Raw genomic sequence first — 20,872 nt, 5'->3', positions numbered from 1 at the left:
AAAACACATATAATATTTTATTATTTATATTTTTGTAATAGACATTCTTTTAAAACTTTTTCTTTCTTTTTCAGATTTAAAATTATATTTATATATTTTTTGATCTCCAATTATCCAAGATAAAGGACGTTTTTCTTTACCAATACTTTTTTGCAATAACATTAATGCTTGCATATAAGCTTCAGGTCTAGGAGGACACCCAGGAATATATATATCTACGGGTAAAATTTTATCTATTCCTTGAACTACAGAATAAACATCGTACATACCACCTGAATTAGCACATGATCCCATTGAAATAACCCATTTAGGTTCTAACATTTGATCATATAAACGTTTAATTATTGGTGCCATTTTTATAAAAGGAGTTCCAGCTATTACCATAAGGTCAGCTTGTCGAGGAGAAGCTCTTAGAACTTCTGATCCAAACCTAGAAACATCATGTACCGAAGTAAATGAAGTAACCATTTCTACATAACAGCATGATAAACCAAAGTTATATGGCCAAATAGAATTTTTTCTTCCCCAATTAACTATATTATGTAATATTGACTTTAATTTACAAAAAAAAATATTTTTTTGAGTACTTTCTTGAAAATAATTATTCAATATTTTTTTTTTTTTATTTTTTTTATTTTTGTTATTTATTTTAATTTTTGTAAAAGTATAACTCATAAGTAACCCTTATATAAAAAAAAAATATCTTAATAATTTTTTATTTTAAAATCTTTAATTTTATTAAATATATTAAGCTAATAAATAAAAGAAAAACGAAAAATAGTGCTTCTATAAATCCTTCCCATCCACATTCACTTATAGATACAACCCACGAATACAAATAAACAGATTCTATGTCAAATATCACAAATAATATAGCTATTAAATAAAAATTAAATCCAAATTTTATTTTCGTATTTCCTGTAGATTTTACGCCAGATTCAAAAGGTAGATTTTTATTTTTAGATTCTAAAGATTTTCCTCCTAATAAATATCCACCTGTAACCATTATAATGCAAACAATAAAAGAGAAAAAAATGTATAATATAAACTGAATTACTTCATTGTCAAAAAAATCATACATAATATTTCCTAATTAAAAATTAAATAAAATAATATTTATTAATAAATATTGATATATTTATAGTTGTAATATCTTTTTATATATATATATATTATAATATATGTAATTAATTAATTATAGTAAATGATTGGCAAAATTTAATTTTATAAAATATAATTATTTTTGTAAAAAAACAAAATATTAATTAGTAATAAATATATATTGTATTTATGACAAGAAATTAGATATTTTATATTTATTTTTATCTAACAACTTGATCAAAATCAACAAGCTCCCCATTTATTTAATTATATTAAAAAATAATAAAAGAAATTAACATCAAAAATATAAAAAAAACAATAAAAATTATAACAGATAAAAAACAAAAAAAAAAATATTATTATATTTTAAATTTTACTTTTTTAGGAGAAAGTACATGGGTAAAATTATAGGTATAGATTTAGGTACTACTAATTCTTGTGTTGCTATTATGGACGGTAAAAAAGCAAAAGTATTAGAAAATTCTGAAGGAGAACGCACTACTCCGTCAATTATAGCATATACGACTAAAGGAGAGATATTAGTAGGACAACCAGCAAAAAGACAAGCTATAACAAATCCAAAAAATACTCTTTTTGCTATTAAAAGATTAATTGGTAGAAGATTTACTGATGAGGAAGTTCAAAGAGATATAAAAATCATGCCATATGATATTGTAGAATCTAATAATGGTGACGCATGGTTAAACGTAAAAAATGAAAAAATATCTCCACCTCAGATATCAGCAGAAGTATTAAAAAAAATGAAAAAAACTGCAGAAGAATATTCAGGAGAAAAAATAGTTGAAGCAGTTATAACTGTTCCTGCATATTTTAATGATACACAAAGACAAGCTACTAAAGATGCTGGAAGAATAGCAGGCTTAGAAGTTAAAAGAATAATTAATGAACCTACAGCTGCTGCATTAGCGTATGGTTTAGATAAAGGAAAAGGAAATAGAACAATAGCTGTTTATGATTTAGGTGGTGGTACTTTTGATATTTCAATAATCGAAATAGATGATGTTGATAAAGAACAAACATTCGAAGTGTTAGCAACAAATGGAGATACTCATTTAGGAGGAGAAGACTTTGATAGCAGATTAATAAATTATTTAGTATCAGAATTTAATAAAGATCAAGGAATGGATTTAAGAAATGATTCTTTAGCTATGCAACGTTTAAAAGAATCAGCAGAAAAAGCTAAAATAGAATTATCATCTACAAAACAAACCGAGGTCAATTTACCTTACATAACAGCTGATTCTACAGGACCAAAACATTTAAATATTAAAGTTACTAGAGCTAAATTAGAATCATTAGTAGAAGATCTAATTATAAAATCTATTAAACCATTGAAATTAGCTTTGAAAGATGCAAAATTAGATATTAAAGATATTAATGATATAATATTAGTTGGTGGTCAAACTCGTATGCCAATGGTTCAAAAAAAAGTAGCTGAATTTTTTGGAAAAGAACCAAGAAAAGATGTAAATCCTGATGAAGCAGTAGCTGTAGGTGCAGCTGTTCAAGGAGGAGTATTATCTGGTGATGTAAAAGATGTATTATTATTAGATGTTACACCATTATCATTAGGTATAGAAACTATGGGTGGTGTTATGACAAAATTAATTTCAAAAAATACCACTATTCCAACTAAACATAGTCAAGTATTTTCAACAGCAGAGGATAATCAATCAGCTGTTACAATACATGTTCTTCAAGGAGAAAGAAAAAGATCTTTAGATAATAAATCTTTAGGACAATTTAATCTAGATGGAATACAATCAGCTCCAAGAGGAATACCGCAAATAGAAGTAACATTTGATATAGATGCAGACGGTATATTACACGTTTCAGCAAAAGACAAAAATACAGGAAAAGAACAAAAAATAACAATTCAAGCATCTTCTGGTCTTAACGAAGAAGAAATAAAAAAAATGATTAATGAAGCAGAGATAAATTCTGAATCAGATAAAAAATTTGAAGAATTAATAGCAGTACGTAATCAAGCTGATCATATTTCTCATTCTACAAAAAAACAATTAAAAGAATGTGGAGATAAAATACCTGTTTCTGAAAAAGAAAAAATAAATAATGCTTTAAAAGAATTAGACGAATCAATAAAATCTGAAAAAAAAGAAGAAATAGAAAAAAAAATACAAGTTGTTATAAAAGAATCATCAAAACTGTTATCATATAAACAAAAAAATGAACAATCAAATAAACAAACAACTTCAAAAAAAAACACAACTAAAGAAAAAAATGTTGTAGATGCAGAGTTTGAAGAAATTAAAGATCCAAAAAAATAGAAATATTTATAAAACATCACGGGTGTTTTATACCCGTGATTAAATTGTTCAAGGAGCAATAAAATCAACAATGGTGAAAAAAGATTATTATCAAACATTGAATATTTCAAATACAGCACAAGATCAAGAAATAAAAAAAGCATATAAACGTTTAGCAATAAAATATCATCCTGACAGAAATCAAGGAAATAAAAATGCTGAAAAAAAATTCAAAAAAATAAAAGAAGCCTATGAAATATTAATAGATCCAAAAAAAAGATCAGCATATGATCAATATGGGCATGCAGCTTTTCAGCAAGGAAATACTGGGGAACATGATTTTTCTAGTAATTTTACTAGTACAACTGCTGATTTTGGAGATATATTTGGAGATGTTTTTGGAGATATATTTGGAGATAATAGTAGTAATAGAAAAGGTGTTGATTTAAAATATGAAATGGAATTAAATTTAGAAGAAGCTGTAAAAGGAGTAACTAAAAAAATTAACATACCTACTCTAAACGATTGTAATATATGTAATGGAACTGGGTCTAAATTTGGACAAAAAATATCAAAATGTTTTGCTTGTAATGGTAATGGTCAAATAAATATGCGAAAAGGTTTTTTTACCGTTCAACAAACATGTCCATCATGTTATGGAAAAGGTAAAGTTATAAAAAACCCATGTTATAAATGTAATGGAAAAGGTAAAATTAAAACAACAAAAAATATTGCTGTAAAAATCCCGGCTGGAATTGATACTAACGATAATATAAAATTGCCTAATCAAGGAGAAAGTTCTCCAGATGACATCTCTATAAAAGGTGATTTATATGTACAAATTAAAATAAAAAAACATAAAATTTTTAAAAGAAATAATAATGATCTTTACTGTAAAGTTCCTTTAAACTTTGCTATGGCTGCTTTAGGTGGTGAAATTGAAGTTCCTACATTAGATGGTAAAGTTAAGTTAAAAATACCACCAGAAACACAAACAAATAAAATATTTAGAATAAGATCTAAAGGTGTAAAATCAATTCGTAATCATATTTGTGGAGATTTATTTTGTAAAGTGATAGTAGAAACACCAGTAAATTTAAACAAACACCAAAAAAAACTAATATATGAATTAGGAAATAGTTTTATTAATTTCAAAAACAATATAAATAGCCCAAAATCTAAAAGATTTTTTGATGGAGTTAAACGTTTTTTTGACGATTTAACAAAATAAAAATTTTTAAAAATATTGCTTCTAAAATAAGAAGCAATATTAATTAAAAACTATTGTTTTTTCTTTATTTTAAAAAATAAGTTGGATTTATGACGAGCTGCTTTATTTTTATGTATTAAACCTTTATTGACATGTTTATCTAATATAGATTGCATTTTTAAAAAAGCTAATTCAGCTTTTTTTAAATTTCCCATATTTATCTCTTTATCAACTTTTTTAATAGAATTTTTTACTAAAGATTTTTGACTTATATTTTTTTTTTTTCTTTTTTTAGATTTTATAGAATCTTTTTTTGATGATTTTATATTAGCCACAAAAATTCCTTAATATTATATTGTATTTAATTAAATATTGTTTTACAAATTAAAAAAAAATTAATTATCAATTTATATTAAAATAACATTTTAGTAAACATTTTATAAAAAAAATGTTTAAATATATAAATAAAAAAAATATATAATTGTATATAAATTAAAATATATGAAATTTATAAATGGAATTCACAATATAAAATACAAGAACAAAAAAAAATCTATAATAACCATCGGTAATTTTGATGGTATACACATAGGACATCAAAACTTACTAAATAAAGCATGTTATATTAAAAAAATAGACAAATATGAGTTAATATTAATAATATTTGAACCACAACCTATGGAATTTTTTTTATATGATAAATCTCCATTAAGATTGACAAATTTGAGAACAAAAATAGAAATATTAGCTAGATGGCATATAGATAAAATAATTTGTATAAAATTTAACAATTATTTTTCTAAAATACATGCAGAACATTTTATAAAAAAAATACTAATTAACAAATTGTCTATGAAAAAATTAATTATAGGAGATGATGCTCATTTAGGATATAAAAAACAAGGAAATTTTAGTTTCATAAAAAAACTTTCAAATAAATATAACTTTTCTTTAATAAAAATAGAAAAAATATGTAAAAATAAGAACAGAGTAAGTAGTTCTTTGATAAGAAAATATATATTAAAAAATAATTTTTTTTTAGCAAATAAATTATTAGGATATAGTTTTTATATAAAAGGTAAAGTTTTTTATAGAAATAAAAATAATAAAAAGTTAGGATTTACTACAGTAAACATTATATTAAAAAAAAATATGTTATCTTTAAAAGGATCATATATTGTTCTAGTATATTTTTGTGGTAAAAAATATTTTGGTTTAGCTAACATAAAAAATGAATTTATATTTAGTAATAAAAAATTAATATTAGAAGCACATTTAATAAATTTTAAAAAAAAAATATATGGATGTCTTCTAAAAGTCATATTCAAAAAAAAAATAATAAATAAAAAAAAGATTAATTCAATAAAAGAACAAAAAAAACAAATAATATTAAATTTAAATAAAACTAAACAATATTTCAATATTAAATAAAAATGGAGATTATAAAATATTATATGAAATTTAATTATTCTAAAACGTTAAATTTACCTAAAACTAAATTTTCTATGAGAGCAAAATTAAATATTTTAGAACCATTAATTATAAAAGAATGGTACAAAAATAATTTATATAAAATTATAAAAAAAACTAACAAAAATAAAAAAAAATTTTTTTTGGAAGATGGTCCTCCATATGCTAATGGTAATATACATATAGGACATTCAGTTAATAAAATATTAAAAGATATTATTATAAAATTTAAAACTTTATCAGGTTTTAATTGCTCATACATACCATCATGGGACTGTCATGGGTTACCTATAGAACATAAAATAGAAAATAATATATCAAAAAATAAAATTAAAATAAAAAAAGAAAATTTCATAAAACTATGTAGAAAATATGCTAAAAAACAAGTAAAAAAACAAAAAAAAGATTTCATAAGGTTAGGAGTAATAGGAGATTGGGAAAATTCATATTTAACTATGAATTTTAAAAATCAAGCAAATATTGTAAAAATATTTACAAAAATATTACAAAAAGGTTATATAAAAAGAGAATGTAAACCGGTACATTGGTGTATAAATTGTCAATCATCTTTAGCAGAAGCAGAAATAGAACACAAAAACAAAAAAACTTTGTCAAGTTACATAATATTTAAACCTATTAATGAAAATAATATAAAAAATATTTTTAATATAAAAAAAATATTAAAAAAAAACATATATATTATTATATGGACTACAAATATTTGGACTATACCAGTAGGAAAAGCAATAGCATTAAAAAAAAGTGCTGATTATGTATTATTAGAAATAAAAAATAAAATTTTAATCATATCTATAAAATTAATAGAAAAATTTATAAAAAATAATTACATAAAAAAATATAAAATAATTTCAAAGAAAATAAAAGGTGAGAAATTAGAAAATATTATTTTTTTTCATCCTTTTGTAGAACAAGAAAAACTACCAATAATTATGGGAAGTCATGTAACATTGAAAAATGGTACTGGGTCTGTTTATATAGCTCCAGATCATGGAATAGAAGATTATATAACATGTAAAAAATATAATATTTCAATAAATAACAAAATAAACAAATACGGATTATTTAAAAAAACAAAAAATAACAAGTTAGATAATTTAAATATTTTTAATTCCAATAAAAAAATATTAGAAATATTAAAGAGAAAAAAAATATTATTTTCTGCAAAAGATATAATTCACAGTTATCCTCATTGTTGGAGACATAAAAGCCCAATTATTTTTAGAGCTACACCACAATGGTTCATAGATATGGATCATGATGAATTACGTGAAAAATCTTTAAAAGAAATAAAAAAAGTTAAATGGATACCAAAATGGAGTAAAAATAATATATATAATATGTTAAAAAATCGTCCAGATTGGTGTATATCTAGACAAAGGATCTGGGGTATACCAATGTGTTTATTCATAAATAAAAAAAATGGAAATATACATCCTAAAACTAATAATATAACTAAATTAATAATAGAAAAAATAAAAAAACATGGTATTAAATATTGGTTTAATTTAGATAAAAAAAAAATATTAGGTGAAAATAGTGAAAAATATATTAAAACATTAGATACATTAGATGTATGGTTTGACTCTGGATCAATTAATGTATTAAAAAAAAATGATGAAAATAAAATATCTGACATATATTTAGAAGGAATTGACCAACATAGAGGTTGGTTTATGTCTTCTTTAATAATATCTACTATAATAAATAAACATGCTCCTTATAAAAAAGTTATTACTCATGGTTTTACTGTAGATGCTAATGGTAAAAAAATGTCTAAATCATTAGGAAATACTATCTCTCCACAAGAAATAATCAAAAAATATGGAGCAGATATTTTAAGATTATGGGTTGCAACAAGTGATTATTCTCAAGAAATGAACATTTCATTAGAAATATTGAATCGTATTGTTGATTATTATAGAAAAATAAGAAATGTTGTAAGATTTTTGTTATCAAATTTATATGATTTTAATTCGAAAACAAAAAAAATAGATTTTGAAAATATGATTAAAATAGATATATGGGCTCTCAAAAAAACTAAAAAAACACAAAAAAAAATAATTCATTTCTATAAAAAATATGAATTTCATAAAGTAATAAATATTATTTTAGTTTTTTGTTCTAAATATATGAGTTCTTTTTATTTCGAAATTATTAAAGATAGATTATATACATTAAAGAAAAAATCAAAAGAAAGGTTAAGTTGTCAAACAACAATATATTATATATTGAATTATTTGGTTAAATGGATAACACCTATAATTCCTTTTACATCACATGAAATATGGAATTATATATGTAAAAACAAACACAAAAAAAAATATATATTCACAGAAGAATGGTTCAACCTATCATATGAATTTAAAAAAGAAAAAATATTAAATAATGAATTCTGGAAAGACTTAATTTTTTTAAAAAAAGAAATCAACAAAATAATAGAAAAATACAAAAAAAATAAAATTTTAAATAATTCTTTAGAAGCTAAAATTATATTATATTTATGTGAACCAATTTATAAAAAAATTAAAATTATAAAAAAAGAAATACATTTTATATTTTTATCTTCATCTGTAAATATAAAAAAATATAAATATCGAAAAAATAGTTCTATAAATATCGATCATCCAAAATACGATATCAAAATAGATGTATTTAATGTTAAAAATGTTAAATGTGAAAGATGCTGGAATTATGTTAATTATATTAAAAATTATAACAAAAATAAAAAAATTTGTAATCGTTGTATATCTAATTTGATAGGAGAGGGAGAACAAAGAATATTTGTTTAAAAAATTAATATAATTAAATTTTTTAACTAATATTAATATATATATATGATAAAAAAAAATATTTTTTAATAATTTATTTATTATTAAAAACTAAAAACGTAAAATTTAAAAAAAATTTTATTGATTAAAATAATAAAAAAAATTATTTATATAATATATGATAATTTTAAAATAATTAAGTAAAATTTATTTTTAAATAATTTCAATAACAAATTAATTAATTTAAAACATTTTTTTATAATTTTTTAAATTAAAACACTATAAAAAAAATATATAAATATGAAAAAAAAAATAAAAATAGGAATATCAGGAGCTTTAGGAAGAATGGGAATTTCTCTAATAAAAGAAATATCTTCAAAAAGAAAAAACAAAAAAATTACATTAGGAGCATTGATTGTAAAAAAAAATTGTTTAGAATCAGGTAAAAATATTAATAATGTAATTAAAATATCAAATGTAAAAAATATAAAAATAAGTAACTCTATTAAAAAAGTAATAAATGATTTTGATGTGTTGATAGATTTTACTAATACAAAAAACACTTTATATAATATAAAACAATGTGCAATGTTCAAAAAAAAAATTGTTATAGGAACAACTGGATTTACAAAAAAAGAAATAAATACAATTAAAAAATATCGAGAAAAAATTGGTATAGTAATTTCTTCAAATTTTAGTATTGGTATTAATTTAATGTTACAATTATTAAAAAAAACTGCTACAAAAATAGGGAAAAATTCTGATATTGAAATAATAGAATATCACCATAATAAAAAAATAGATGCTCCATCAGGTACAGCATTAACTATAGGAAATATTATCTCTAAAACAATGAACTGGGACAATAAAAACAATATTTATTCAAGAAAAGGAAAAATAGGGAAAAGAAAAAAAAAATCAATAGGTTTTTCTTCAGTTAGAGCAGGAAATATTATTGGAGATCATACAGTTATTTTCGATAATTCTCATGAAAGAATAGAAATTACTCATAAAGCACATAGTAGATGTTGTTTTGCTAAAGGTGCTATTCATTCAGCTATATGGTTAAAAGAAAAAAACAAAATAGGATTATTTAAAATTAATGATGTTTTATGTTAATATATTTAAACTTTTATACTAAAAAATATTATATTTAATAATAGTTATAAATAATAAATTATTATATACTATTTGTATTAAAAAAATATTAATACAAAATAAAAATAGTATTTTATTATTTATATAGATTTACATTTTTGACTAAAGAAAATTTTTTTTTCAAAATTATATGCAGTTAAACAATGCCCCCAACAACATCCTGTATCTAAACCAATGATATTTTTTGGAGTACCTTTACCTCTCAAATCTGACCAATGACCAAAAAATATATTATAACTTTTTATTATTGGACATAATAAAATATCAAACCATGGATGTAATTTATTGTTAATATTTTTTTTTAAAATTTTGTATTTAAAATTTAATTTTCCATTTAAACTACAATATCTCATTCTCGTAAAAGAATTAACAATAAATCTAATTCTATCAAAGTTAACTAAATTATCACTCCACAAATCTGGATAATTTCCTTTTATTTTTTTTAAAAAAATATGTAAATACTTCTCTTTTTTTAAGAACTGTTCCACTTCTAAAGAAAAATTGATAATATCTTCAAAGTTCCATTTAGGATATATTCCTGCATGACACATTATTATTTTTTTTTTATGATTTATATGTGCAAGTGGTTGATTTCTCAACCATTTAACAATAGAATTAATATTTTTTTTTTTAAAAATATTTTTTTCGTAATTTTTTATATTTAATTCTTCAATATTATTTTTATATGAATAAAAATTTAACAAAAAAGTAATATCATGATTTCCTAATGATAATTTTACATTATTGCGAATTTTATATATATATTTTAAAACTTTAAAAGAATCAGGTCCTCTATATATTAAATCTCCTGTTAACCATAATTTATCTTTATATATATTAAAAGATATTTTTTTTAAAAGTTTTTTAAATTCTACATAACAACCATGTATATCTCCAATTAAATATGTGCTCATATATTTATTATTTTACCTTTTTTTATAATAATTTTTTTTGAAAGAAAATTACTAATATCACAATATTCTTTAATAGATAAATCATTTGCTCTTAACTTAAAGTTTATACCTATTTTTTTAAAATCTTTTTTTTTTATTAAAGAACTTAAACTATTTGATAACATTTTTCTACGTTGTATAAAAGCTAAAGTAATTATTTTTTTAAAAATTTTAAAATTTTTTAACATATGTTTTTTTTTAATGTTAGGTGTTATTTTTACAAATACAGAATTTACTTTTGGTTTAGGAACAAAATATTTTTTTATAACTGGAAATATTTTAATAACTTTAAAAAAATATTGAGTTAAAATTGATATCCTACTATATTTTTTACTTCCTTGAGTTGATATCAATTTTTCAGCTAATTCTTCCTGTAACATTAAATGTATATCTTTTATATAATTAATACTTTTTATCAATAATAAAATTAATCTAGTGGAAATATTATAAGGTATATTTCCAAAAATTCTAATTTTTTTATTTTTTTTTTGTGCAAAATTAACAAAATTAAAATATAATACATCTGTACAAAAAATATTTAATTTACAAAAAATATTTTTTTTTAAAATGTTAACTAATTGATTATCTATTTCAATAACTGCCATTTTTTTAACCAATTTGCATATTATTTTAGTAATAGCTCCAAAACCAGGTCCTATTTCTATCAAACAATCATTTTTTTTAGGATTAATTGTCTTAATTATTTTTTGTATAATAAATTTGTCCAACAAAAAATGTTGACCTAATTTTTTTTTGTAATAATAATTTGTATTGTCATAAAACATTTAACGAAAACTCTCTTAATCAAGGTATATATCTATATAATTATTTTTTGTTTGACTTTCTAAAAAATTGTTTTCTAAAGAACTAATATATTTTTTAATAACTAGTTCTTGAATATTTCTTTTTATATTAAAATCGTTTTCTTTAACATTTTTAATGTTTAAAATTCTAAATATATGATATCCTAAACTAGACTTTATAGGTTTACTTATATTACCCTTTTTTAATGTTAATAATTTATTTTTTATAATTTTTTTTACAAAATTTTCTGAAACCCAACCAAAATCACCATATCTTTTTTTAGAAAAAATATCATTACTATATTTATACATAGCATCATAAAAAGAAATTTTTTTATTTGTTATTAGTTTATATATTTTTTCAGACATTTGACGATTAATATTTTGATTATTAAAATTATTAATTAATATATGTTGTAAATGGATTTTTTTGATTATCTTTTTTTCACATAATTTTATTTTTTTTATTTTTATTAAAAATACATGCTTTTTATAAATAATAGGATTTAATTTATCTCCGTCTCTTTTATTTGTTATTTTTTTTAAAAAAATCATGGGTATATCTAATATGTTTCTGTATTTTTTTGTATAATATTCAGTATTATTTTTTTTATGAATAAAATTTAAATAATTTATATTATAATGTTTATATAACCAAAATAAATATTTATTTATTTTATTTTTGTTTTTTATAAAATTAAAACTTTTAGTGTAATTAATAACAATATAATTTAATTTAATTTCTAAATGTTTATTGCTATTATTATTATACAAAATTTCAGTATTTGAATCTTCTATATTTAATGGTATAACGTTATTTTTTATAACATTTTTAATTTTGTTTTCTTTTATAATATTTTTAATATTTCCGATAAAATTATAATAATCTTTTAATTTTTTATTTTTTAAAAAAAAATTAAATAAATCGTAAATATTAATATTGTTGTTTTGAGCTATATTATATATAGCAAAATTAATTTCATTATCATTTATATATAATTTTATATTATCACAATAATTTAAAAAAATTAATTTTAGTAACATATTGTTAAATACAATATTTTTTATTTTTTTTGATAGTTGATGTAAATTTTTTTTTGTACCATTAATTACATTTTCTAAATCACTTTGTAAAATTATTTTGTTATTTAATCTAGCAATTATTTTATTTTCTGTAGCATTTGTGATGTTAGTAGTAAAAAATATACAAAATATTATTATAATATTTTTTATCATTTATGTTTTCTTTATGTTATTTTTTATTTTAAAAAGTCAAAAAAAATTTAAATTATTTTTGTTAATAAAATTTATATTTTATATAATTATACATTCCTTTAAAAAAAAATAAATAGTTTTATATTTAAAAAATAAATAAAATATTTAGAATTTATTTACACATAATTTTATAACAATGAGTACATATAATGGAATTATATATAAAATATTTGATAAATCATTCTTCTTCATATGCATTAATTGCAATAGCTATTATTTCTTTTTTAGAATCTTTTGCTATAGTAGGATTATTTGTACCTGGTATCTTATTAATGACTTTATTTGGTTCATTAATTGGATGTGAAAAAATAAAATTATATCCTTTATGGATAATATCAACTTTTTTTTGTTTATTAGGTGATTGGACTTCTTATTATATAGGATTTAAATTTCATAAACATTTAATAAAATTTAATTTTTTAAAAAAAAACCAAATATTTATTTCAAAAACAAAAAAATCTTTGTGTTACAATACGTTAACTATATTTATTGGTAAATTTATTGGTCCAACAAGATCCATTGTACCTTTATTATCAGGTATGTTAAACATACCAATAAAAAAATTTATCATACCCAACCTATTTAGTTGTTTTTTATGGCCTATAATATATTTTTTCCCAGGTATATTTACAAGTGTAGCTTTTACTATACCAAACAACAATAAAAAAAATTTTTTTTCATATTTATTAATATTTACTATGTGTGTTATTTGGTTAAATATATTTTTATTTTTAAAGTTATGGAATTATAAAATAAATAAAAATTTATTAATATCAATAACAAAAATAAAAATATTATTTTTCGCAAGTATTTTTGTAACAATTATAAATGTTATATTTTTATTTATTAATCCGCAAATTTTAATTTTAAAAAAAATACTTTATACTATTTTTTTATAAAATGTATGTTTATAATAATTATTATTTTATTCGGCACGGTAATTCATAATATAAATAACATTTAAAAATACGATAACTAAAAACGTGCCGATATAATGTTATAAAATAATAATTGTTTTTAGAATTATATATTTAAATTATTTGATTCTTAGAAAATCTATATGCATGAATGTTTCTTTTAAAATATGATATTGAATATCTTTTACAAATACCAAATAAATACTTTTATCTATTATAATTGATATTTTTTCTTTATAAATGCTAATATTGGACATTAATTTTAATGTTTTATTTTGATCTAATTCAATTAAAATATTTTTGTAATTTTTTCCATATATAATACTAGGAAATTTGTTATTTTTCCTTAAATATCTACTATTAGATTTTCCTGTTGTGACTCTTATATTTGCTTTTATTTTATTCATAAAAATCTCATTATTAAAATGTTTTGTCATAAATATAAAAATATATTTTTTATTTTTTATATCAATTTCATGACTAAATATTTGTCATTTTTTTTAAAAATTTTATTTCTTTTTCCCATAAAGATGAATTTGGAGTTTCTAAGATTAACGGAATATTGTTAAATTTTTTATTACGCATAATATAAGAAAACAATTTATTTCCAATTTTACCTTTACCTAAATTTTCATGTCTATCAACTTTGCTAAATAATTCTTTTTTAGAGTCATTTAGATGCATAGCACGTAAATATTTAAAACCTATAATATCATCATATTTTTTAAAAAAAATATTACAATCATTTTCTGTTCTTAAATCATATCCTGAAACAAAAGAATGACAAGTATCAATACATACACCTATTCTAGATTTATTTTCAATTTTGTTGATAATATAAAACAAATGTTCAAGATTATAACCCATATTACTACCTTGTCCAGCTGTATTTTCTATAAGCAAAATCAATTTATTTGTTTTGTTCAAAGATATATTGATAGAATCAGATATTATGTTTAAACATTTTTTCTCTGTTATTTTACGTAAGTGGCTACCGGGGTGAAAATTTAAAAATTTTAATCCTAATTTTTCACATATTAATATTTCTTCAATAAAAGACAATCTTGACTTTTTTAACAAATTATTATCTGGATGGCCTAAATTAATCAAATAACCAGCATGTGGTAATATTTGAGATGATTTGAATTTATATTTAATACAATTGTTTTTAAATGATATTATTTTCTTTTCATCAATATTAGTGAAATTCCATCTTAATTGATTTTTAGTAAAAAAAGCAAATGCTGTTGCTTCTAATTTATGTGCTCTCAAAACAGTTAAATTTATACCACCAGATATACTAATATGAGGTCCTATGTATTTCACCAAACTTCCTTTATAGTTAATAAATTTTTTTTTAATATTTAATATAATTTATCATAAATAATAAATATTGATTATATATAATAAATAAAATATTATATAATTAATAATTGAATTTTATGTTTTTAAAATAAAAATTTTTTTAAAAAAATAATTAAGAGATAAGGTAAAATTAATAAATATAAATATATATGAAAAAATCTAATAAAAATATATCCGGTTTAATATCAAATTTAAAAAAATATTGGATCAAGCAAGGGTTGACTATAATGCAACCTGTAGATATTATGGTTGGAGCAGGTACATTTCATCCTATCACTTTTTTTTATGCATCAACTTCTAATAAAATTTCATCAGCTTATGTTCAATTATCAAGACGTCCAAATGATGGAAGATATGCAAAAAATCCTTATAGAATGCAAGAATATTACCAATTTCAAGTAATAATAAAACCAGTTCCCAAAAATATTCAAAATATATATATAAATTCTCTTTCTTATTTAAATATAAATTTGTTAGAAAATGATATAAAATTTATAGAAGATAATTGGAAAAATGATACATTAGGAGCTTCTGGTGTGGGATGGGAAGTTTGGTTAAATGGTATAGAAATAACTCAATTTACATATTTCCAACAAATAGGTAGCATAAATTGTGATCCAACAGCAGTAGAAATAACGTACGGTATTGAAAGAATATCTATGGTTGTACAAGAAGTTGATAACATATATGATTTAATATGGAGTGACAAAAATGATTTAAATAAAGTTACATATCATGATTTATTTTATAATAATGAAGTAGAAAAATCAAAATATAATTTTGAATATGCAAATATAAGTTTTTTATTTAAAATATTTCACAACCATATTGAAGAAGCAAAAAAACTTCTAAATCTATCATATAAATTACCAATACCAGCCTATGAACATATAATGCAAGCATGTCATTATTTTAACATTTTGGAATCTAGAAAAGCCATTTCAGTAAGTGAAAGACAAAAATATATACTAAAAATTAAAAATATGACTAAACTAATATTGCAAGCATATATAAATAACAAAAATATAATGTAGTGGAAAATATTACATGTACGATAAAATATTACTTATAGAAATAAATGTGGAAGAAATACCTTTTACAAAATTATTTTTTATAGCAAAATCTTTCTTAAAAAATATAAAAATAGAAATACGTAAAATTAATTTTAAATATAAAAAAATTAAATGGTTTGCAACTTCTCGAAGAATAGCAGTACAAATTTTTTTTAAGAAAGAAAAAGTTAACTATTTAAATGATAAAAATTTAAATGAAAAAGATATTTTTTTGAATAAATTAAAAAATTATCTTCCTAGAGTTGTAGAATTGTCTATAAAAAAAATTAAAGATATTAAAAATATGTTTTGGGATAAACCTTATATAAAATTTATTCGTCCTATAAGGAATATAATAATATTATTAGATGATTTACTAATTAAAAAAAAGATATTTAATTTAAAACCTAATAAAATATTATCAGGTCATAGATTTATGGGAGAAAAAAAAATAGAAATTAATCATGCTAAAGATTATTCATTACTACTTTTAAAAAAAGGAAAAGTTATAGCTGATTACAATATTCGTAAAAACATCATAAAAAACAAAGTAAAAAAATATGCTAAAAAAATAAATGGTAAGATAAAAATAACAAAAAATTTTTTGAAAGAAATAACATCGTCTGTAGAATGGCCTAATATAAATATAGGTAAATATGATAAAAAATTTTTAAAAATTCCAAAAGAAATTATAATTTTTGTTATGAAAAAACAACAAAAATATTTTCCAGTATATGATATTAATAAAAAAAAATTAATACAATATTTCATATTTGTATCAAATGTTAAAAGTAATAATAATAAACAAATTATTTCAGGTCATCAAAACGTTCTACGTTCAAAATTAAATGATATTTTATTTTTTATAAAATTAGATTTAAAAAAAAACTTAAAATTTAATTTAATTAAATTAAAAAATGTAACTTTTTACAAAAAGTTAGGAAATTTGTATGAAAAAACTATAAGAATTAAAAAACTGTCTAAATATATACATTGTTTAAAAAACAAAACAAATAATAAAAACAAAATGTATGATCTTAACAAAGCTTCTTTATTATCTAAATGTGATTTAGTTACTAACATAGTATTTGAAATACCAGAAATGCAAGGTATAATCGGAAGTTATTATGCAAAATGTTACAAAGAAAAAAATAATGTTGCATTAGCTATTAAAGAACATTATGAACCAAGATTTGCAAAAGATAATATTCCAAAAAGATATATAAGTTGTATACTTTCTATATCTGATAAAATAGATACTATTACCGCAATGTTTATTATTAATAACATACCAAATAGTAAAAAAGACCCTTTTGGTTTGAGAAGATGTTCTTTGGGTATAATAAAAATTATATTAAAAAATAATATAAAAATTAATATATATAAACTTATCAAAAAAAATATTTCATTATATAATAATAAAATTGATAAAAAAAAGGTGCTAAAAAAAATATTTAATTTTTTTTATACAAGGTTAAACAACTTTTACGAAAATAAAGGATATAAAAAAAATATTATAAAATCTATTTTATCAAAAAAAAAAAATAATTTATTAACATTAAACAATTTAATTAAAAAATTAAATAAATTTTATAAAACAAAAAAATTTAATTTAGTAATGAAAACAGATAAAAGAATATCTAATATTTTGTTAAAAAATAATATTGATTATAACGTTAGCAAAAAAATAAAAAAAAAATTATTTTCTAAAAAAGAAGAATTTATTTTTTTTAACATGTTAATTAAAATAAAAAAAGAAACTTGTCATTGTATAAATAAAAAAAAATATAGTAAATATTTTAAAATGTTACTTAATCTGCATAAAATGATATCAATTTTTTTTGAAAAAGTAAATATATGTGATAATAATAAAAAAATAATGATCAATAGATTAACATTATTAGTTCATGCAAAAAAAATATTTTCTAAACTAGTAAATTTTAATTTTTTTTATTGTACTTAAATTTTTATTTCATAAATAATAAATATTTTAAATAAACAATAAAAAAATTTTCATATAAATAAAAATTAATTTTATAATTATAACATAAAAAATAAAAATATTTATTGTGTTCTTAAAGTTGCTTTTAATTTTTTATTTAATAGAAATAAACAATTATTTATTATAATAGAAATCTTTTTTTCTGTAAAAGTTTTATTTATAGGTTGCAAAATTAAATTAATAGACACACTTTTTTTATTTTTATTTATTTTATCATTCATATAAACATCAAACACTTTAACGTCACTAATATATTTTTTAGAAGATGAATAACAAAGATCAACTACTTTTGAGACAGGTATTTTGTCAGATATTATAATAGAAATATCTCTTATATTTACTGGAAGATATGAAATTTTTGATAAATCATAAATATTTTTTTTATCATTAAAAATTATTTTATCAATAAAAAGTTCAAAAAGTATAACATCATATTTAATATTAAGTAAACTTGTGATGTTAGGATGTAGAGAACCAATAAATCCTATTTTTTTGTTTTTATAAAATATAGATGCACTTTTATAAGGATGAAATCCATGTTTTGATTCTTTACTACAAAAATTAAAATTTTCTAATTTGTCTATTATAGACAAAATTGATTCTATATCACTTTTTAAGTCAAAAAAATCCATTTTTCTATTAGCATGATCATATAAATTATCATTTTCTATTGTACTTAATAACAAACCAGATAATAATAATTCTTGTTTTATATTTGTATTTTTTTTAAAATTATTATCTGGAGAAAAACATAATCCGCATTCAAATAAACGATTAGTGATATTGTTACGTTTTAAATTGTAAATTAACGTTTGTAATAATCCTGTAAACATAGATAATCTCATATTTGATATTTTATTAGAAATAGGATTTTTTATATATATTTGTTTTTCTTTAGGATATAAAATTTTTTGAAATTTATTTTTTACAAAACTATAAGTAATAATTTCAAAATAACCTTTGCAAACAAGAATGTCTTTAGCTTTTTTTAAAAAAGAATAATTATTGTTGTCTTTTTTTATTTTTTTGTTTCTAATTTTAGGAGCAATAGCTGGGATATTATTACATCCATAAATTCTTAATATTTCGTTAACCATATCTTCTTCAATTTGTATATCTTTTCTTAAAAAAGGTATTTCAATTTTCCAATTATCATTTATAAATTTGTTTTTAAATTTTAACTGTAATAAAATTTTTTTTATATTTTTATGAGATAATTTTAATCCTAATATATTATTTATTTTTTTTTTATTAATACAAATTATTTTTTTTGTGTTTTTTTTATAATTATTAGTTAAATAATTAACAGGTCCAGTTAATCCATCACATGATATCATTACTAAATAAGTAAAATATTCTAATGCATATTTTTGCATAGAATATTTTATTCCAACATTACTATTATACATATTGTATGAATTATATTTAATTATGTTTTTGCTTTTTATTTGACTTTTAAAATAGGAGCATTCTACAAAAATATTTTTTGTAAATTTGCTAACTTTCACATTATCACAATATACAGTCGAATTTCCTATAGATAATATTTTTTTACCATTTGTGATTACAATATCATTATTATGTAATTTATTTTTTTTGTTATTTATTTTAATTGTATCATTATCAGCATAACGAATGATAATTTTTTTTGAAATCACATCTAAATCATAAATTTTTATTACTTGTCCGATTTCTATAAAAATATAATTAATAATATTAATTAATATATTATTAGTTATTTTAATATCACATCTACGTAATCTTTCTAATATAAAAAAAGGTGTTTCAACATTATATTTGATATTTAATATACTTCGATTTAAATAAATAAAACTTTCTTTATTAATCTTTATTTTTATTGGACAAACAAAATTTGTTGTATTTTTTTTAATATTTATTTTTTTTTTAATAAATTTGTTTTTTTTATTTAATATAGTTAAATCTTTAGCAATACCAAAAATATTTAAACAATCAGGTCTATTGTAAGGTATATTAACTTTAATAATATAATCATTTAACATTAAATAATTATTAGCATTTTCACCTATAGGAGCATTTTTTGGTAATTCAAATATTTCATCTTTGTTTTTTTTAGATGTTGTAATAAGTCCTATATCATTTTTTGAACATAAATGCCATTTAGAAAAATATTTTTTATGTTTGTTATAATTAATTATTTTTTTTTTTAAATTAACTCCGTATTTATAAACTATAACTTTCATGTTTTTTTTGCAATTATTTGCAAAAGAAATAACATTTACTTTTTTATTATTACCTACATTAATTGTAGCAAAATAAGAACCATCGCTATTTATATTACATTCTAATATTTTGCCAATAATAATTTTAGATAAAAAGTTTTCTACAACAGGTTTAACATAATCAACTTCAAAACCAGAATTTGTCATTTGATAACATAGATCGCTAATATTATTAGAAGTTTTTAACCATTCTAATAACCAATTTATACTTAGTTTCACATTATTAAC

17 protein-coding genes are annotated in these 20,872 nt (G+C 19.4%); 8 read left to right on the top strand and 9 right to left on the bottom strand.

Annotated features, from left to right (window positions below; all coding sequences use genetic code 11):
• Positions 1–24: 24 nt before the first annotated feature.
• Positions 25–675, bottom strand: coding sequence for an NADH-quinone oxidoreductase subunit B (locus RJX39_RS00550; RefSeq protein WP_343192704.1), 651 nt, complete (start codon positions 673–675; stop codon positions 25–27).
• Positions 676–715: 40 nt separating this feature from the next.
• Positions 716–1,081: an NADH-quinone oxidoreductase subunit A gene (gene ndhC, locus RJX39_RS00545; protein WP_343192703.1), complete on the bottom strand. Its 366-nt coding sequence runs from the start codon at positions 1,079–1,081 to the stop codon at positions 716–718.
• A gap of 415 nt (positions 1,082–1,496) precedes the next feature.
• Between ndhC and dnaK the strand changes: the two genes are divergently transcribed.
• Positions 1,497–3,410, top strand: coding sequence for a molecular chaperone DnaK (dnaK, locus tag RJX39_RS00540; protein ID WP_343192702.1), 1,914 nt, complete (start codon positions 1,497–1,499; stop codon positions 3,408–3,410).
• A gap of 70 nt (positions 3,411–3,480) precedes the next feature.
• Positions 3,481–4,620 carry a molecular chaperone DnaJ gene (dnaJ, locus tag RJX39_RS00535; RefSeq protein WP_343192701.1) on the top strand — a complete coding sequence of 380 codons (1,140 nt, stop codon included), beginning with the start codon at positions 3,481–3,483 and terminating at the stop codon, positions 4,618–4,620.
• A gap of 50 nt (positions 4,621–4,670) precedes the next feature.
• On the opposite strand, the gene rpsT is transcribed toward dnaJ, so the two are convergent.
• Positions 4,671–4,934 carry a 30S ribosomal protein S20 gene (gene rpsT / locus RJX39_RS00530; RefSeq protein ID WP_343192700.1) on the bottom strand — a complete coding sequence of 88 codons (264 nt, stop codon included), beginning with the start codon at positions 4,932–4,934 and terminating at the stop codon, positions 4,671–4,673.
• 166 nt (positions 4,935–5,100) lie between these two features.
• Here rpsT and ribF point away from each other — a divergent pair, with 166 nt between their 5' ends.
• The 3 genes from ribF to dapB all read left to right on the top strand — a co-directional run bounded on the left by ribF (position 5,101) and on the right by dapB (position 9,977).
• Entirely contained in the window at positions 5,101–6,030 is a 930-nt protein-coding gene (gene ribF, locus RJX39_RS00525; RefSeq protein ID WP_343192699.1) for a riboflavin biosynthesis protein RibF, read from the top strand.
• 23 nt (positions 6,031–6,053) lie between these two features.
• A complete protein-coding gene (gene ileS / locus RJX39_RS00520; RefSeq protein WP_343192698.1) occupies positions 6,054–8,879 on the top strand; it encodes an isoleucine--tRNA ligase in 2,826 nt (941 codons plus the stop codon).
• Between the two features lie 279 nt (positions 8,880–9,158).
• Positions 9,159–9,977, top strand: coding sequence for a 4-hydroxy-tetrahydrodipicolinate reductase (gene dapB / locus RJX39_RS00515; RefSeq protein WP_343192697.1), 819 nt, complete (start codon positions 9,159–9,161; stop codon positions 9,975–9,977).
• Positions 9,978–10,096: 119 nt separating this feature from the next.
• On the opposite strand, the gene RJX39_RS00510 is transcribed toward dapB, so the two are convergent.
• Genes RJX39_RS00510 through RJX39_RS00500 form a run of 3 tightly spaced genes read right to left on the bottom strand, consistent with a single transcriptional unit; the run spans position 10,097 to position 13,008 of the window.
• Entirely contained in the window at positions 10,097–10,930 is an 834-nt protein-coding gene (locus tag RJX39_RS00510; RefSeq protein WP_343192696.1) for a symmetrical bis(5'-nucleosyl)-tetraphosphatase, read from the bottom strand.
• Positions 10,927–11,754: a 16S rRNA (adenine(1518)-N(6)/adenine(1519)-N(6))-dimethyltransferase RsmA gene (rsmA, locus tag RJX39_RS00505; protein WP_343192695.1), complete on the bottom strand. Its 828-nt coding sequence runs from the start codon at positions 11,752–11,754 to the stop codon at positions 10,927–10,929. Before rsmA ends, RJX39_RS00510 begins: the two co-directional genes overlap by 4 nt.
• A gap of 15 nt (positions 11,755–11,769) precedes the next feature.
• Positions 11,770–13,008 (bottom strand): peptidylprolyl isomerase, encoded by a 1,239-nt coding sequence (locus tag RJX39_RS00500; protein WP_343192694.1) that lies wholly within the window; start codon positions 13,006–13,008, stop codon positions 11,770–11,772.
• A 188-nt stretch (positions 13,009–13,196) separates the two neighbouring features.
• On the opposite strand from RJX39_RS00500, the gene RJX39_RS00495 reads away from it, so the two are divergent.
• A complete protein-coding gene (locus RJX39_RS00495) occupies positions 13,197–13,946 on the top strand; it encodes a DedA family protein (protein ID WP_343192693.1) in 750 nt (249 codons plus the stop codon).
• A 137-nt stretch (positions 13,947–14,083) separates the two neighbouring features.
• Here RJX39_RS00495 and rplY read toward each other — a convergent pair whose 3' ends face one another.
• Positions 14,084–14,371, bottom strand: coding sequence for a 50S ribosomal protein L25 (gene rplY, locus RJX39_RS00490; protein ID WP_343192692.1), 288 nt, complete (start codon positions 14,369–14,371; stop codon positions 14,084–14,086).
• A 73-nt stretch (positions 14,372–14,444) separates the two neighbouring features.
• Positions 14,445–15,290: a deoxyribonuclease IV gene (gene nfo / locus RJX39_RS00485; protein ID WP_343192691.1), complete on the bottom strand. Its 846-nt coding sequence runs from the start codon at positions 15,288–15,290 to the stop codon at positions 14,445–14,447.
• Positions 15,291–15,478: 188 nt separating this feature from the next.
• Between nfo and glyQ the strand changes: the two genes are divergently transcribed.
• Entirely contained in the window at positions 15,479–16,363 is an 885-nt protein-coding gene (gene glyQ / locus RJX39_RS00480) for a glycine--tRNA ligase subunit alpha (RefSeq protein WP_343192690.1), read from the top strand.
• A 13-nt stretch (positions 16,364–16,376) separates the two neighbouring features.
• On the top strand, positions 16,377–18,344 hold the full coding sequence (glyS, locus tag RJX39_RS00475; RefSeq protein ID WP_343192689.1) for a glycine--tRNA ligase subunit beta: 1,968 nt from the start codon (positions 16,377–16,379) through the stop codon (positions 18,342–18,344).
• Between the two features lie 101 nt (positions 18,345–18,445).
• Here glyS and pheT read toward each other — a convergent pair whose 3' ends face one another.
• Positions 18,446–20,863, bottom strand: a complete 2,418-nt coding sequence (gene pheT / locus RJX39_RS00470; protein ID WP_343192688.1) for a phenylalanine--tRNA ligase subunit beta — start codon at positions 20,861–20,863, stop codon at positions 18,446–18,448.
• Positions 20,864–20,872 lie beyond the last annotated feature (9 nt).

This window comes from Buchnera aphidicola (Taiwanaphis decaspermi) (genome assembly GCF_039405155.1).
Lineage (GTDB): Bacteria > Pseudomonadota > Gammaproteobacteria > Enterobacterales > Enterobacteriaceae > Buchnera_M > Buchnera_M aphidicola_B.
This window is presented reverse-complemented; position numbering and strand designations above follow the sequence as displayed.

Bases quoted from the DNA above. Each gene is read 5' to 3' on its own strand.
- RJX39_RS00550 (WP_343192704.1), bottom strand. From the start codon at position 675: ATGAGTTATACTTTTACAAAAATTAAAATAAATAACAAAAATAAAAAA.
- ndhC (WP_343192703.1), bottom strand. From the start codon at position 1,081: ATGTATGATTTTTTTGACAATGAAGTAATTCAGTTTATATTATACATT.
- dnaK (WP_343192702.1), top strand. From the start codon at position 1,497: ATGGGTAAAATTATAGGTATAGATTTAGGTACTACTAATTCTTGTGTT.
- dnaJ (WP_343192701.1), top strand. From the start codon at position 3,481: ATGGTGAAAAAAGATTATTATCAAACATTGAATATTTCAAATACAGCA.
- ribF (WP_343192699.1), top strand. From the start codon at position 5,101: ATGAAATTTATAAATGGAATTCACAATATAAAATACAAGAACAAAAAA.
- ileS (WP_343192698.1), top strand. From the start codon at position 6,054: ATGAAATTTAATTATTCTAAAACGTTAAATTTACCTAAAACTAAATTT.
- dapB (WP_343192697.1), top strand. From the start codon at position 9,159: ATGAAAAAAAAAATAAAAATAGGAATATCAGGAGCTTTAGGAAGAATG.
- RJX39_RS00510 (WP_343192696.1), bottom strand. From the start codon at position 10,930: ATGAGCACATATTTAATTGGAGATATACATGGTTGTTATGTAGAATTT.
- rsmA (WP_343192695.1), bottom strand. From the start codon at position 11,754: ATGTTTTATGACAATACAAATTATTATTACAAAAAAAAATTAGGTCAA.
- RJX39_RS00500 (WP_343192694.1), bottom strand. From the start codon at position 13,008: ATGATAAAAAATATTATAATAATATTTTGTATATTTTTTACTACTAAC.
- RJX39_RS00495 (WP_343192693.1), top strand. From the start codon at position 13,197: ATGGAATTATATATAAAATATTTGATAAATCATTCTTCTTCATATGCA.
- rplY (WP_343192692.1), bottom strand. From the start codon at position 14,371: ATGAATAAAATAAAAGCAAATATAAGAGTCACAACAGGAAAATCTAAT.
- glyQ (WP_343192690.1), top strand. From the start codon at position 15,479: ATGAAAAAATCTAATAAAAATATATCCGGTTTAATATCAAATTTAAAA.
- glyS (WP_343192689.1), top strand. From the start codon at position 16,377: ATGTACGATAAAATATTACTTATAGAAATAAATGTGGAAGAAATACCT.